Below are 13,261 nucleotides of genomic sequence, written 5' to 3'. Positions count from 1 at the left end.
TTAAAGACCTGAGAGCTTAAGCTGCGGCTCCGGAGGCGGCGGAGGCGCGGGAGGTGGCGGGCCTTCCACCAACAGAGACAAGTTAGTAGCCTTTCCCTTGCGCAAGGGAAGGCCGTATTTGGCTGCAAGCAAGTAGCTGAGCCTTAGCACCACTCCTTGCATATCTCCAACTACAGATTGAGCCGGCGTGCCCGCAACGAGGATCACCGCACCTCTGTTTATGCCCGACGAGAGTAGCTGAACTGTAGAACTCTTCACCGCCTTATCGACAACAAATGAAAGTCGAGGATCAAGAGAAAAATTCTTGTCCATCAGATCGTTATGAAGTTGCACGCCGATCATTCCGACGATTCTATTGAGGCCGAGCGCGGAATCGGTCTCGAACTCAGAGGGGACTGGAATCGTGCGTAGAAGAGCGAGTAAGCGATCGGCCGCATTATCGATCTGCTCTGCCTGCACCGCAGGAGGAACTCGCTTAGTCCGATTCTCAACCATGAAGGAGATCATCGGCGTTAGTAGACCAATCAGCCACCTCGGATTTCCTTCGCTAACCGCGAATATGGATTCCGCCCCAGCGTATAGAGCGGTGGTCTTGCGCTGCCTGGCTGTGACATTACCCAGGCGATCCTCGTGAAGATAGAAATTTCGAACGGCCGCAATAGGCGCCGCTCTTCGCAGAACCGCGTCCTTAGTTTGTTGGTCCGCGTTAGCCAATCGATCGAGATCGATGTTACGTGCACGCAAGAAAGCTGCGAATGTTCTGTCCTTCGATCTAAGTGATTGAAAAATGCGATGCCAATACCCACCAGCGGCATACGGATTTCGCAGCCTTACTTGCTCTGGAGATACTGGCTCGAACGCCGAAGGGCCGAGCGCTTCGCGAGCACTGACAGACAGCCCCGCTTTGGATGTCAAAGACCGCCATACGTCTTCGCAGAAGCCCTTTGCATCAACTTTGTCAGTGTACCAGAGAGGGATGTTTTTGTAGTCATGTCGATCGGCAGCGCCGTCTACGGACATGAGTGAGCGGTAGGCGGTTGCCGAGACTGGGCTGATTGCAAGCTTTAAATAGACTCTTGGGTTCGACACTCGCAGCGCTGTAAACAGCTGATCAACTATCCAATCTGGGGCGGTTTCTAGTTCGTCGAAGAGAAGCGCCCAGCGAGCGTCCTTCTCGCCGACTGCATCGTTGAATAGCGACGATATGTTGGAGCAAAGATCAAGGAAGTCGAGATGAAGAAATCTCAGGTCGGCCAGTTCAGATTGAAAGTCGACTTGATTCTTCAGGCTGCCTCTGTTCCCGAGTTGCCGTATCGTGGACAAGCGAGAGCGCAATGCCTGCTTGACTGCGATCAAAGTCGGAAGAGGCGCCGCAAGCTGAAGTTCGCTCAGCAACTGCTTGGCTAAGACTTCTTCTTCAGGACCAGAGATCCGAACAGCCTTGAAACTCGCTGACTGGCTGGTCCGTGAAACCATGGTCTCTAGGACTGCATGCAGCACATGGGTTGTGAAGCAGGCTAGGACCAGGGTGCGGTGATTATCCTCGTTTAGCTTCCCGTATCCGAGCGCTCGAAGCTGCCGCGACCAGCTAATGTCCGAAGCAATGAAAACCCCGCTATAGTTTATCCGGCTTCGAAACTTGTCGGCGCGCGGTCCCTTCCATGCATCCAGGGCCGCCGGTTGCAGCATTTTCAGGAGGGTCGTCTTTCCGCTTCCTCTGGGGCCGATAAGTACTGCGTTGTAGTGACCACATAGGTCTTCAAGATGTTTGGAGTAGACGTATCCCGCAGCCACCTGCTCAGGTTCGAGATATTTCGCATTAAACTGATCAAAGAAGGCTTCGGGCTCAACGCTGCTCATGAAAGCTCTGGCCCCATTTGCTTTGGATAATTAAGGTCGTCATACACTGTATGAATGTTATGAGTATCCCTGAGGTCGGAGATTAGAGCGCGGAGTTGTTTGGGCATCAGGAACGCAAGCTCCGGCTGCTGTTGTGTTAGCTCCTCCCATCGAATCGCTGCCCGCGATCCGATGATGCTCGCTACTTCCTGAGCAAGCTTGTCAACAGCAGTTGAACTGCCGAACCCAGCTCGGGAAGGAAAGCCCGGAGGAGTGCTTGCATATTCCGCCCATCCTAAGCCCGGAATCCAGTTCCAAGAGCGCACTTGCCCGGCCAATCTTGGACTTGTGCGCTGAATGTCGATAATGTGAAAGTAATTCTTTGAAACTAACGCGTTGTCACCTTCGAGCCTTCCAGAAAAGCTTCCAGAAGCGAGAACGATCGGCTGCCGAAACTCACCTTGCGCATACTCAATCTTTGGATGGTGCTTGTGCCCGTGGATGACCATCCATTGCCCATTGTCCGCCAGCATATTGAGGAAGCGCTGGCCATTACGAATTACATCGTCCACACCTAGCTTTAGGTCAGAATGGACATGCGGATGATGGTGGCACACCGCAATGTTCAAGGATGATTTCGGCGAGGTTGTGAGGTGCTTCTCGATCCGCTCTAACGAATAGTCTGTTATGACGCCGCGCTCAAGTTCGTCACGAGCTTCATGCAACCAACAAGTGTTTATCACAAGAAAGCGGGCCGACCCCACTTGCTGAAAGCAGAACCCATGCGCCCAGTATCGATCTGACAAGCTCTGATCGGTTGCGGGGAAGGGAGGCACTAGCCTCATCAGTGACTCACGTGGAAAGCCATCAGGGGAGTGGCCTCGTGAATCGACATCGTGATTCCCGACAGTTGCCACTATTCCGCTCGCGCCCAACTGCGAACTGATCTCGTGAAGCTCTTTCCAAACATACACCAGGGCTTGAGCGTTCGCCTTGTTTGTCATGTCTCCGGGGCACACGACCGCATCTGCAGATAGCCCGAGCCTCTGAATCAGTGCCTTCAATCCGCCGATCGGATGTTCGGTAGCAGCAATGTGCTCTTGATCCGTAAACAGCTTAACGTCTGTCGCAGCAGCGTTGGCACTCTTTGGCGCTGCATGGAGGTCACTAAGTACGGCCAATCGAAAGGTAGAGGTCATGCCTAGTAATTTCGCAGCAAGTACTCGCGGACTACGCGTCTTGATTGTGTAAAACCAGCGATGCTTCGCCTTGTCGAGCAATGGGCAAGCGCCCATCCCTTCAGAGCCTTCTTCAGTTGGTGTGCGCGATTGTAAGAGATCAGTATTTGCGCGCCCCGCTTGCTGGCCGCTGCTACTGAACTCACAAACCTGTCTACGTCAGCGGACGAGAATGCGCCGTAGCCGTACTCGCCCCTGTTTCGTGCTGTTCCATAATGGTACGGCGGGTCAAGGTAGAGGAAATCGCCGGCTTTCGCCTCCGCAATAACGTCCTCAAAATCTGAACAAACTAGGCGCGTGTGAGCCAGGGCGCGCGAGAAGGCGATCAGTTCGCTAACAGTCGCAAGTTGACCGTTCTTGCGTGCCCCGCCGAACGGAACATTGAACTGACCTTTGAGGTTCTCGCGATAGACACCATTGAACGAGTAGCGATTAAGGTAGAGGAACCGGCCGGCCCTCTCGACTGCGGTCGTCATGGATGCGCCGCGCACCCGGAGATACTCCTTCTGAGTGGCGCTCCACGACGCCATTACCTCCGCCACATCGGTAGGCCGCGACTTCACCTGCTTGTACGTGGATATCAAATGCGGATTTAGGTCCGCGAGAATGGATTTCGGCGGGTTGAGAGCCAGGAACAAGCAGGCCGAACCGCAGAACGGCTCGATATACCTACGGTACTCTCGCGGCGCGAGGCTAAGAAGCTTGGGAAGCAATAGGCGCTTGCTTCCCGCCCACCTCAATATGGGCTTTGCTCCGTCGCAACCCGCATGGCGGTTGCGCTGGTCTACTAGCCTAACGGTCATCGTCGAACGGGATCTCAACCAGCTAGTGGCAGATAGACTAGCCGCATTAGCGAGACTTCTTCTTACTGCGGCGAAATTTTGGCATCAAAAGCAATCGACCATCGCGCCGAACCGCTGCAAGCCCGATATTGGCCTGCTCTCTCTGTTCCTCCGTCCATGCAGCTCCCTCCCGCCAAAAACGACTCTTCAGACTCAGACGGCTGGCGAGGTTTTGATCATAGCGGCGAACCATATGGGACGCGTTGTCCCAGCTCTGCGCCACTTGAAATTGCCGTTCCTGTGACGGCAAGCCACCCTCCTGGAGCGCAGCGAAGTAGCCCTCTGTGGCGTAATAGGCCGAATTCAAAGCCTGGAGCGTCTGCTCAACGTGCGCTTCGTCCGCTTGCTTCTTCTGAGACAGCGCCGTCAGCAGCGCGGTGACGGCCCCGAAGAGTTCAACCCAGCTGTCCATGGACGGACTCCATGATCGTTATTCTATTGAACTTATGCTCTAGGATCTCCTGTCCCTATTCTACATGCAACGGTCTCCGTCACGCTTCGGCCTCACCCCCTATTTACGAGCGCGGCGACATGGCTACATGAGAAGTCCGTCTCCACGCCGTGCCTATCCCCACGCTACTGCACCACGTCCCGGTCCGGGAGGCTTTCGATCGGAAAGGGCTGCGCCGGCACGGGTATCGGTCCGGGCCTACCCTGAGGGGGCACATCGACCTGGCGCTCGCTGGCCGAAGACCCGTCCAAGCTGGAATTCCGCGCTCGCTCCCCCAGCATCCGCCTGGGGATGAAATCCCGAGTCGGAAATCGGCCACCGCCTGACTCTCGGCCAAAGCAAGGCCCACTTTCGCCGAATTTTGAGCGAAAGGCAGGATATTACTGCGGCCGCTTTTCTTTAAGACTGTGGCCCATGGGTACCGCGCACCTCATCGCCGCGAGCGTCTCGCCAGAGATGAAAACTCGCTTCCGCAGTCTCGCGGAACGGCGGCAGATGACCGAGTCCGCGTTGCTGAAGTGGCTCGTTGATTCGGCGATGCGTGACGCTGGTGAGATCGACGCCGACGTTCTGAATGTGCCAGGGCGACGGTTGCGAGGATCGCGCACGAGTGTCCGGCTGCATCCAGACGACAAGCTGCTGCTCGCTGAGCGGGCGGCGTCTCGGCAGATGGCGGTGGCGACGTATATATCTGTTCTTGTACGCGCTCACCTGCGAAACCTCTCTCCGCTGCCCAAAGCCGAACTGATGGCGCTCAAGCAGTCGGTCGCCGAGATCGGCGCCATCGGCCGCAACCTCAACCAGCTGACGCGATTGTCTCATCAAGGCGCAGGCGGACCCACCCGAAGGGATCTGCTCGCGATCCTGAAGGCGTGCGAAGCGCTGCGCGAACACACCAAGGACTTGGTCAAGGCCAATGCGCGTTCATGGAGGACTGGGGATGAAGACGTTTCGACTTGATGGCGGCGAGCCCTGGTTGGACATCGGCAGTCATGGCCGTGCAGGGTCGGGCAAGCGGATGTATCTGTCGCCCGCTCAGATCGCTCTGATCGGCCGGACGGTCTCGCGCACCCCTGAAGTGATGGTCAAGGTAACCAGCGGCCGCGGCTCAAGCTCAAGCCGCGGCGTGGCTGCGCACTTCGATTACATCGGCCGGCGTGGCGACCTGGAAATTGAGACCGACGACGGCGAGCGGTTGGTTGGCAAGGACGCAGGTCAGCAGATCATCCGGGATTGGGACTTGGATATGGACGAGGATCGCAAGCACCGGGACTTGTTCGCCTTCAATCGGCGGAAGCCGCCGAAGCTGGTCCATAAGATCATCTTTTCCATGCCGGCGGGCACGCCACCCAAGAAGGTCCTCGCGGCCGTCCACGACTTCGCTCGCGAGGAGTTCGGCCGCAAGCATCGGTACGCGATGGTATTGCACACGGACGAGCCCCATCCTCACGTGCATGTCGTCGTGAAGGCGGTCAGTGAAGCGGGCGTGCGGCTCAATATAAGTAAGGAGACGCTACGGCATTGGCGCTCGGAGTTCGCACGTCAACTTCGAGGGCGAGGCGTCGCGGCGAACGCCACGACGCGCAGCGTTCGCGGGCAAAGCCGTACGTCAAAGCTGGATTCCATTTTCAGGGCCGCGCAGAGAGGCGAGTCATCGCACATGGCGACGCGGGTACGCGACGTAGTGCGCGAGCTAAGGTCTGGCGCTCTCGATCAGTCCGGCACCGCGAGGCTACAGCGAACCAGGCGGGAGATCGTGCGAGGGTGGCATGCGGTGCGCGATCTTCTCGCGGCCGAGGGAAGGCATCAGCTTGCCGATCGAGTGTCGAGATTCGTGGATCAGATGCCCCCGCCGCGCACGGACAAGCAATGGTTGGCGGCTGATCTGATAGAGCAAGTCCGTGAGCCGTCAGGGAGAGATAAGCCGTTAGTTCGCTGATGCCCGTCTTGCGCTCCACCCATCGGAGGACTATAGTCAATTTATGTCTGAATTCCGGACAAAATTGTCAAGCGCTTTTTATGTTCGTTTGTCGAACATATTTTTCTTGCGCTCTGCGCGGTCGTTTAGGTTGTCGATCACGCCCTCGCCCGTTCTGGTTATCTGTAGGTCCACTCGACGAGCGTCGTCATGACTGTCCGCACGGACAATCAACTTCGCATCGATCAGTGCCGCGATGGCACGCTCCATCTGCCCTCGATTGAGTCCCAACTCAGCCAGGGCTTCGCTGTACGGAACCCGTCCACCAGGGTGTGCCGAGATGTAAAGCAGCAGCGGCACGCCGTACACGGTCAGATCCGATTGAGCAGCAGCTTGCAGAAACCTCGAAAGATAAAGGCGCGTGTCGGCGTCGTCTGTGAGACGTCTGCGCATCAGCGGCGGAGTTTACTGACCCAGGCGAGGCAAAGTCGAGACCAGCGCATCGAAGGGCAGAGTAGAGATCACAGCGTTATGAGTATTTGAAGCGAGAAGCGGCGCTCGGCAGTGCGGTAACACCACCGAGCGCCTAACCACGATCAGCCTAACTGGAGGCCGACAATGGCTAAGCGCGATTCTACGACCGATGAGGCTAAACATCTAAATTCTGATCCGCCTTCCTCGTTGAGGGACATCATCGAGCAAGAGCGGACCCGCCTCCAAACAGCCCTGACCGTCCTTGGGTGCACTAAGGTGTCGATCAACAATGATCAGTGCGCCGATGGGCACCAGTTCATGTACGGCGACATGATCGAGTTGGCTCGGCAGATGATCGACGAGACGACGGACCAACTCGATTTGGTCTACTTGCGGGGATTCTACGACCAACTGGCGAGTCACCCACGCGAGGGCCTCATCCGGGTTCACGCGTCCATGCAGGACGCGCCCAGCGCCGGTGGCTCTGCCGGCGGCGTTTCCGCTGCCTAGTCACGTGTCGATGAGGGCGGCCTCCGGGCCGCCCTCATCCCACGCGGAGCCGCACCGTGGCCCGGTCAGCGGAATCGCCATTTGTGCGCGCGGTGAAGCGCGCATTCGCGGACGCATTGGTGGCGGAGATCCATCGATCCCGCGTGGGACGGAAGGAGGCCGCGAAGTCAGGCCACCTCAGCCGCTCGTACCTCCAGCTTCTCCTGGCCGCTGAACGGCACGCGACGATCGGCACGCTGATCTCGCTTGCCGAAGGTCTCGGCATGCGCCCTGAGCAACTGCTGGGAAAAACCATGGAGAACCTCAGGCGCATCAGGGCGTCCGCACCCCCTCCCCTCGATCCACCGCCGTGAATGCGAGGCGCGATATGCGAGTCTCATCCTCGTTCCGGCGAAACGTAGATGTGTGGTTCGACGCGTACCGAGAACGCCGGTCGCTCGATATGCACATCGCCCTGTTGATCGACTGCGAGAACGCAAGGCCCGACGCCATCGGTGGCATCCTCGACGAACTCGCGGGCCAGGGCACGATCAATATCCGACGGGCGTACGGGAACTGGAAGAAGCCTATGGGTTGGGAGCCCAAGCTGCATCCGTTCGCCATTCAGCCGATCCAGCAGTTCGCCTATACGAAGGGCAAGAACGCTCTCGATATGTGCATGACAATCGATGCCATGGATCTACTGTATACGGAGCGCGTCGATTGCTTTGCCTTGGTCACGAGCGATTGTGACTTCACGCCGCTGGTTCATAAGCTGTTGTCCAAGGGCAAGGTGGTCATCGGCTTCGGCGAGAACAATCCCCCGGAACCGTTCGTGAAAGCATGCTCAGTGTTCATCCACACCGGCCGTTTCACGGAGCCGTAGCCCCTCGTGCGATCTCGCCGGCTTTTTTCTTGGGCAAGATCTCGGCCGCACTGTCAAGTGCTCAATTCGCCGAATATTCGGCGAAACGCCCCCCTCACATTTGCACCGAGGCGAGCAACAATCGTATTCGTGACAACGCGCCTGAAATTGACACGAGTCACAGCCACGTCTCAGCAGCGACATATGCCGCAGCTGGGATCGACTCGACTCGCGCGTAACCCGAATGGAATCTTCGAGGGTGACATGGACAGCACAAACATCGACAGCCAGAAGAGATCAGTGGCCATCGCGCCAGCTCGTTACGTTTTGCTTTCGCTCGCGCAATCCCTGACAGGCTATACAGTCAAGGCCATGGAGCGAAAGATCGAACGAGGTGATTGGCCGGAAGGAAAGGTTTGGAGGCGAGCCCCCGACGGACGCATTTGTATCGATGTTCAGGGCTATGAGAAATGGATTGAAGGCCGATGAGCCGCATGCGTCATTTGTTTATTGGAGGCGCTTTCCGCGATCCCGGAATCAGTGAGCAGCGAGGTTACAGAGGATGGGTAGAAGATCTTTGAGTGGAGGCGTTCGAGCCAAAGGGAGCGATCGCATCGAGTTCACCTTTGTCTTCGACGGCAAGCGATATCGCCCGACATTGCCAATAGCGCCGACCGAAACGAACTTGCGACGGGCGCGCGAACGGCTCAAGGGCATCAAGGCGCGAATCGACGCGGGCACCTTCCGCTTCGTCGACGAATTTCCAGACTACAAGCTCCGTGACGAACTCAAGGCGATTGCCCCGAACAGCTCAGGCCGGACCTGTAGAGAAGTGTTTGATGGATTCCTCGCTCACTGCGACATGCTGGTCGAGATGAACAGTCTCGCGTTCTCGACGGTCAACGGATACCGAAGGATTCTGAACTCGGTGTGGAGCCCCGCCATTGGAGAGGATGTCTTCGAGGAGGTCACCTACTCCCGCCTCTCCGCCATCGCGGCCGCTCACACACGCAAGAAGAAGACATACAACAACATCGTCAGCGCCCTGCGATGCGCCTTCGAGTTTGGATACAAAGACCACCCGCGCAACCACAACCCGGCCACGGGGCTCGATACGCTTCGGATCACGAAGAAGGATCGCCCGCCGATCGACCCCTTCACGATCGAAGAGGGAGAGAAAATCATCGCGGCGTCTCACGCGGAGTTCGGCGCGGCGCACGGCAACTACGAGGAGTTTCGTTTCTTCACCGGCCTACGGCAGTCAGAGCAGATCGCCTTGACCGTTCACGACTGCGACACCACCAAGGGGACTATCGCGATCAACAAGGCCATCGTGCTCGGCAAGGAGAAGGACCGCACCAAGACCCGCGAGGATCGGGACATCGCACTGTGTGGACGCGCGCTGCAGGTTTTGAAGCGGCAACTGGAACTGCGAACCGCGCTCGCGCAGGCGGGCAAGATTCAGCACGAGCGCGTTTTCTTCCAGGAGGACGGCGCGCCGATCGTGAACCTCTCCTATCCCTACGACCGTTGGCGCTATGTGCTGGAGTCAAGAAAGCTTCGCTACCGCGAGCCCTATAACGCGCGCCACTCATACATCAGCTGGCGCTTGATGATCGGCGCGAATGTGCTGCTCGTGGCGCAGGAGGATGGTCACAGCGTACAGACGATGCTGAGCACGTACGCCGCATGGACGAAGGGCGCAACAGACGCCGACGTCGAACGGATCAAGCAAGCGATGGAACGATCACCGGAGCCGGTCTACCCGGCGGCGAGCCACGACGGGCTTCGTTCCCTCGCGTCCCCAGAATTTGCCACTGATTTGCCACCAGAAGATGGCTGGGGACGCCTAAGTTGGCGTAAGTACTCACAAAGGACTGGCGGAGCGGACGGGACTCGAACCCGCGACCCCCGGCGTGACAGGCCGGTATTCTAACCAGCTGAACTACCGCTCCGCGCTGGAACCTTTGTGACTTCGAACTGCAGGCACTCTGATGTCACAACAGAGTGGTGGGTGCTGAGGGGATCGAACCCACGACATTCGCCTTGTAAGGGCGACGCTCTACCGCTGAGCTAAGCACCCGACGATTACTTGGGAAGTATTCGTGAACCTACGCTCAAACAGTACCTTGGCAGTACCCTAACGAGCGAGGGGTTTTACGCCCCCCGTTTCGAAGGCGCGCTAATTTACAGCATCCTTCAGCGCCTTGCCAGCTTTGAAACCAGGAACTTTTGTGGCGGCGATCTCAATCGTCTCACCGGTGCGCGGATTGCGACCGGCACGGGCGGCGCGAGCCTTCACCACGAACGTGCCGAAGCCCAGCAGCGATACGGAGTCGCCACCCTTCAGGGCCTCAGTGACCGCGTCGAAAACCGCATCGACGGCACGCGTGGCCTCGGCCTTCTGCAGGCCCGTCTTGGTGCTCACGGCGTCGATCAGTTCCGCTTTGTTCATATCCGGGTTTCCTTCTTGTAAACAGCCTCGCTCCGGACCAGTGCGTCAGGAACGGGGCGGCGTTATAGCAGTGAGCGGCGGAGAAAGAAAGCGCACCGCCGCGGATGTGTCAGTTGAATCAAGCGCGCTGTCCGGGCGATCCAGCCCGGAACCGCCCTTTTCGCAGCAGCTCCGGACCGATTCCGCACCCAATCAGTGGGCTCGGACCTGTTTGTTGGCGCGCTTGGCGACGCGCCTCGCCCGCGGTTTGTCATTGCCGCGCGACGGCTCGGCAGCGACTGGCGTAGGCGCCGGCATGTGCTTGAGTGCTACCTGCAACACTTCGTCGATCCATTTGACCGGTTTGATCTCCAGGCTGTCCTTGATGTTCTGGGGGATCTCCGCCAGGTCCTTTGTGTTGTCGTCCGGGATCAGCACCGTGCGGATGCCGCCGCGATGCGCGGCGAGTAATTTTTCCTTTAAGCCGCCGATCGGCAGCACCTGGCCGCGCAGGGTGATTTCGCCCGTCATGGCGACATCGGAGCGCACCGGCACCTTGGTCAGCGCCGACACCAGCGCCGTGCACATGCCGATACCCGCGCTCGGGCCGTCCTTCGGCGTCGCGCCTTCGGGCACGTGAATGTGCACGTCCACCTTCTGGTAGAAGTCTGGATCGAGACCAAGCACGGCGGCCCGGCTGCGCACGACGGTCATCGCGGCCTGGATGGATTCCTGCATCACTTCGCCGAGCTGGCCGGTGTGCGTGAGCTTGCCCTTGCCCGCCACGACCGCCGACTCGATGGTCAGCAGCTCGCCGCCGACTTCGGTCCACGCCAGGCCCGTGACCTGCCCGATGTGATCCTGCTCTTCGGCGCGGCCGTAACGGAAGCGGCGCACGCCCAGATACTTCGACAGGTTCTTCGGCGTGATCGTGATGTGGTCGGGTTCGCCCTTGGTGAGAAGCTGCTTCACCGCCTTGCGACACATCTTGGAGACTTCACGCTCGAGGTTACGAACGCCGGCCTCGCGCGTGTAGTAACGAATCACGTCGAGCACGGTGCTTTCGGACACCTTCAGCTCGTTGTCCTTCAGGCCGTTCTGCTTCATCTGCTTCGGAATCAGATAGCGCTGCGCGATGGCGCTCTTCTCATCCTCGGTGTAACCGGGCAGACGAATCACTTCCATGCGATCCAGCAGCGGCGCCGGAATGTTCAGGCTGTTCGCGGTACACACGAACATCACTTCCGACAGGTCGAAGTCCACTTCCAGATAGTGATCGTTGAACGTCGAGTTCTGCTCCGGATCCAGCACTTCGAGCAGCGCGGACGACGGATCGCCACGGAAGTCCATGGCCATCTTGTCGATCTCGTCCAGCAGGAACAGCGGATTGTGCACGCCGGTCTTGACCATGTTCTGGATGATCTTGCCGGGCATGGAGCCGATGTACGTACGGCGGTGGCCGCGAATCTCGGCTTCATCGCGCACGCCACCGAGTGACATGCGCACGAACTTGCGATTGGTGGAACGCGCGATCGACTGACCGAGCGACGTCTTACCCACGCCCGGCGGACCGACCAGGCACAGGATCGGACCCTTGAGGGTTTTCACGCGCTGCTGGACGGCGAGGTATTCGACGATGCGCTCCTTCACCTTCTCCAGGCCGTAGTGATCTTCGTCGAGCACCTTCTCGGCGAGATTGATGTCGTTGTGGACCTTGGTCTTCTTTTTCCAAGGCGCCTTCACCAGCCAGTCGACGTAGTTGCGCACCACCGTGGCTTCGGCGGACATTGGCGACATGAGCTTCAACTTGTTGAGCTCGCTCATCGCCTTGTCGCGCGCTTCCTTCGGCATGCCCGCCTTCTGGATGCGCTGCTCGAGCTCGGCAAGCTCGTTCGGCGCATCCTCGATCTCGCCGAGTTCTTTCTGAATGGCCTTCATCTGCTCATTCAGGTAGTACTCGCGCTGGCTCTTCTCCATCTGCTGCTTGACGCGGCCGCGGATGCGCTTCTCGATCTGCAGCACATCCATCTCGCCTTCGATCAGCGCCAGGATGTGCTCGAGACGCTTGCGCACGTCCTGGATCTCGAGAACTTTCTGCTTGGCGTCGAGCTTGAGCGACATGTGCGCGGCGACGTTGTCCGCGAGGCGGCCCGGCTGTTCGATCCCTGCAAGCGCGGTCAGCACTTCAGGCGGCACCTTGCGGTTCAACTTCACATACTGTTCGAACTGCGAGGTGACCGAGCGGGCGAGCACGTCCATCTCGCGCTCGTCGTAGTTCTCGACGTCTTTGAACGCGCTGATGTCGGCCGAGAAATACGCGCCTGTGACCAGCTTCTCGATCTTGGCGCGCTCGGCGCCTTCGACCAGCACCTTCACCGTGCCGTCGGGCAGTTTCAACAGCTGCAGGATGGTCGCGACCGTGCCGAGCCGATACAGATCCTGCGCGCTCGGATCGTCGACGTCCGCCTGCTTCTGCGCGACCAGCAGGATTTGCTTGCCGGAACGCATCGCCTGATCGAGCGCGAGAATGGATTTCTCGCGGCCCACGAACAGCGGAATGACCATGTGCGGATAGACGACGACATCGCGCAACGGCAGCACAGGCAACGCTGCCGGCGGCGTCTTGTCGGATTCGGGAGCTTCTGGAATGTCGGTGCTCACGCGCAGTACCTTGTGTGATGCGCCGGCAGGCTGCGCCGACGCCGAGAAAA

General features: G+C 58.8%; 14 protein-coding genes, 2 tRNA genes and 2 pseudogenes. 8 read left to right on the top strand and 10 right to left on the bottom strand.

All coding sequences use genetic code 11. The features are described from left to right. Genes JM946_RS14240 through JM946_RS14225 form a run of 4 tightly spaced genes read right to left on the bottom strand, consistent with a single transcriptional unit; the run spans nucleotide 1 to nucleotide 4,331 of the window. Nucleotides 1-1,860, bottom strand: coding sequence for an ORC-CDC6 family AAA ATPase (locus JM946_RS14240; protein WP_203167962.1), 1,860 nt, complete (start codon nucleotides 1,858-1,860; stop codon nucleotides 1-3). Continuing rightward, the gene (locus JM946_RS14235; protein WP_203167961.1) at nucleotides 1,857-3,038 is read right to left on the bottom strand and encodes a metallophosphoesterase family protein; all 1,182 of its coding nucleotides are present in this window, start codon (nucleotides 3,036-3,038) and stop codon (nucleotides 1,857-1,859) included. Before JM946_RS14235 ends, JM946_RS14240 begins: the two co-directional genes overlap by 4 nt. 2 nt (nucleotides 3,039-3,040) lie before the next feature. Beyond that, a complete protein-coding gene (locus JM946_RS14230) occupies nucleotides 3,041-3,880 on the bottom strand; it encodes a DNA adenine methylase (protein WP_230979730.1) in 840 nt (279 codons plus the stop codon). Nucleotides 3,881-3,926: 46 nt separating this feature from the next. Continuing rightward, nucleotides 3,927-4,331, bottom strand: a complete 405-nt coding sequence (locus tag JM946_RS14225; protein ID WP_203167959.1) for a hypothetical protein — start codon at nucleotides 4,329-4,331, stop codon at nucleotides 3,927-3,929. A 453-nt stretch (nucleotides 4,332-4,784) separates the two neighbouring features. Here JM946_RS14225 and JM946_RS14220 point away from each other — a divergent pair, with 453 nt between their 5' ends. Together JM946_RS14220 and JM946_RS14215 are read left to right on the top strand one after the other, a co-directional pair. After that, a complete protein-coding gene (locus JM946_RS14220; protein WP_203167958.1) occupies nucleotides 4,785-5,330 on the top strand; it encodes a plasmid mobilization protein in 546 nt (181 codons plus the stop codon). Then, entirely contained in the window at nucleotides 5,311-6,309 is a 999-nt protein-coding gene (locus JM946_RS14215) for a relaxase/mobilization nuclease domain-containing protein (protein ID WP_203167957.1), read from the top strand. The genes JM946_RS14220 and JM946_RS14215 overlap by 20 nt, the downstream gene beginning before the upstream one ends. Before the next feature lie 78 nt (nucleotides 6,310-6,387). On the opposite strand, the gene JM946_RS14210 is transcribed toward JM946_RS14215, so the two are convergent. Beyond that, nucleotides 6,388-6,741: a MarR family transcriptional regulator gene (locus JM946_RS14210; RefSeq protein ID WP_203167956.1), complete on the bottom strand. Its 354-nt coding sequence runs from the start codon at nucleotides 6,739-6,741 to the stop codon at nucleotides 6,388-6,390. Nucleotides 6,742-6,906: 165 nt separating this feature from the next. Between JM946_RS14210 and JM946_RS14205 the strand changes: the two genes are divergently transcribed. The 5 genes and pseudogenes from JM946_RS14205 to JM946_RS31665 all read left to right on the top strand — a co-directional run. Then, nucleotides 6,907-7,272 carry a hypothetical protein gene (locus JM946_RS14205; RefSeq protein ID WP_203167955.1) on the top strand — a complete coding sequence of 122 codons (366 nt, stop codon included), beginning with the start codon at nucleotides 6,907-6,909 and terminating at the stop codon, nucleotides 7,270-7,272. Nucleotides 7,273-7,328: 56 nt separating this feature from the next. Continuing rightward, a complete protein-coding gene (locus tag JM946_RS14200; protein ID WP_203167954.1) occupies nucleotides 7,329-7,625 on the top strand; it encodes a hypothetical protein in 297 nt (98 codons plus the stop codon). Between the two features lie 89 nt (nucleotides 7,626-7,714). Further along, nucleotides 7,715-8,137, top strand: coding sequence for an NYN domain-containing protein (locus tag JM946_RS14195; protein ID WP_218042855.1), 423 nt, complete (start codon nucleotides 7,715-7,717; stop codon nucleotides 8,135-8,137). A 243-nt stretch (nucleotides 8,138-8,380) separates the two neighbouring features. Continuing rightward, nucleotides 8,381-8,605 carry a hypothetical protein gene (locus JM946_RS14190; RefSeq protein WP_203168634.1) on the top strand — a complete coding sequence of 75 codons (225 nt, stop codon included), beginning with the start codon at nucleotides 8,381-8,383 and terminating at the stop codon, nucleotides 8,603-8,605. A gap of 73 nt (nucleotides 8,606-8,678) precedes the next feature. Further along, nucleotides 8,679-8,873: pseudogene (locus JM946_RS31665) on the top strand (Arm DNA-binding domain-containing protein); the annotation flags it as partial. Nucleotides 8,874-8,927: 54 nt separating this feature from the next. Here JM946_RS31665 and JM946_RS30400 read toward each other — a convergent pair. Next, nucleotides 8,928-9,314: a hypothetical protein gene (locus tag JM946_RS30400; protein ID WP_230979729.1), complete on the bottom strand. Its 387-nt coding sequence runs from the start codon at nucleotides 9,312-9,314 to the stop codon at nucleotides 8,928-8,930. Here JM946_RS30400 and JM946_RS31660 point away from each other — a divergent pair. Continuing rightward, nucleotides 9,240-9,749, top strand: a pseudogene (locus tag JM946_RS31660) (tyrosine-type recombinase/integrase); the annotation flags it as partial. The gene JM946_RS30400 and the pseudogene JM946_RS31660 overlap by 75 nt on opposite strands. 245 nt (nucleotides 9,750-9,994) lie before the next feature. On the opposite strand, the gene JM946_RS14175 reads toward JM946_RS31660, so the two are convergent. The 4 genes from JM946_RS14175 to lon form a co-directional block, all read right to left on the bottom strand. Then, nucleotides 9,995-10,071 (bottom strand) — tRNA-Asp (locus JM946_RS14175). 53 nt (nucleotides 10,072-10,124) lie between these two features. Continuing rightward, nucleotides 10,125-10,199 (bottom strand) — tRNA-Val (locus tag JM946_RS14170). Between the two features lie 99 nt (nucleotides 10,200-10,298). Beyond that, nucleotides 10,299-10,571 carry an HU family DNA-binding protein gene (locus JM946_RS14165; protein ID WP_203167952.1) on the bottom strand — a complete coding sequence of 91 codons (273 nt, stop codon included), beginning with the start codon at nucleotides 10,569-10,571 and terminating at the stop codon, nucleotides 10,299-10,301. Between the two features lie 192 nt (nucleotides 10,572-10,763). Beyond that, nucleotides 10,764-13,211 (bottom strand): endopeptidase La, encoded by a 2,448-nt coding sequence (gene lon, locus JM946_RS14160; protein ID WP_407700548.1) that lies wholly within the window; start codon nucleotides 13,209-13,211, stop codon nucleotides 10,764-10,766. Nucleotides 13,212-13,261: the final 50 nt, after the last annotated feature.

The sequence above is a fragment of the Steroidobacter gossypii genome (assembly GCF_016801985.1).
GTDB classification, from domain to species: Bacteria; Pseudomonadota; Gammaproteobacteria; order Steroidobacterales; family Steroidobacteraceae; genus Steroidobacter; species Steroidobacter gossypii.
Note: the sequence above shows the minus strand (reverse complement) of the source record. Positions and strands in the feature narration are given on the sequence as shown.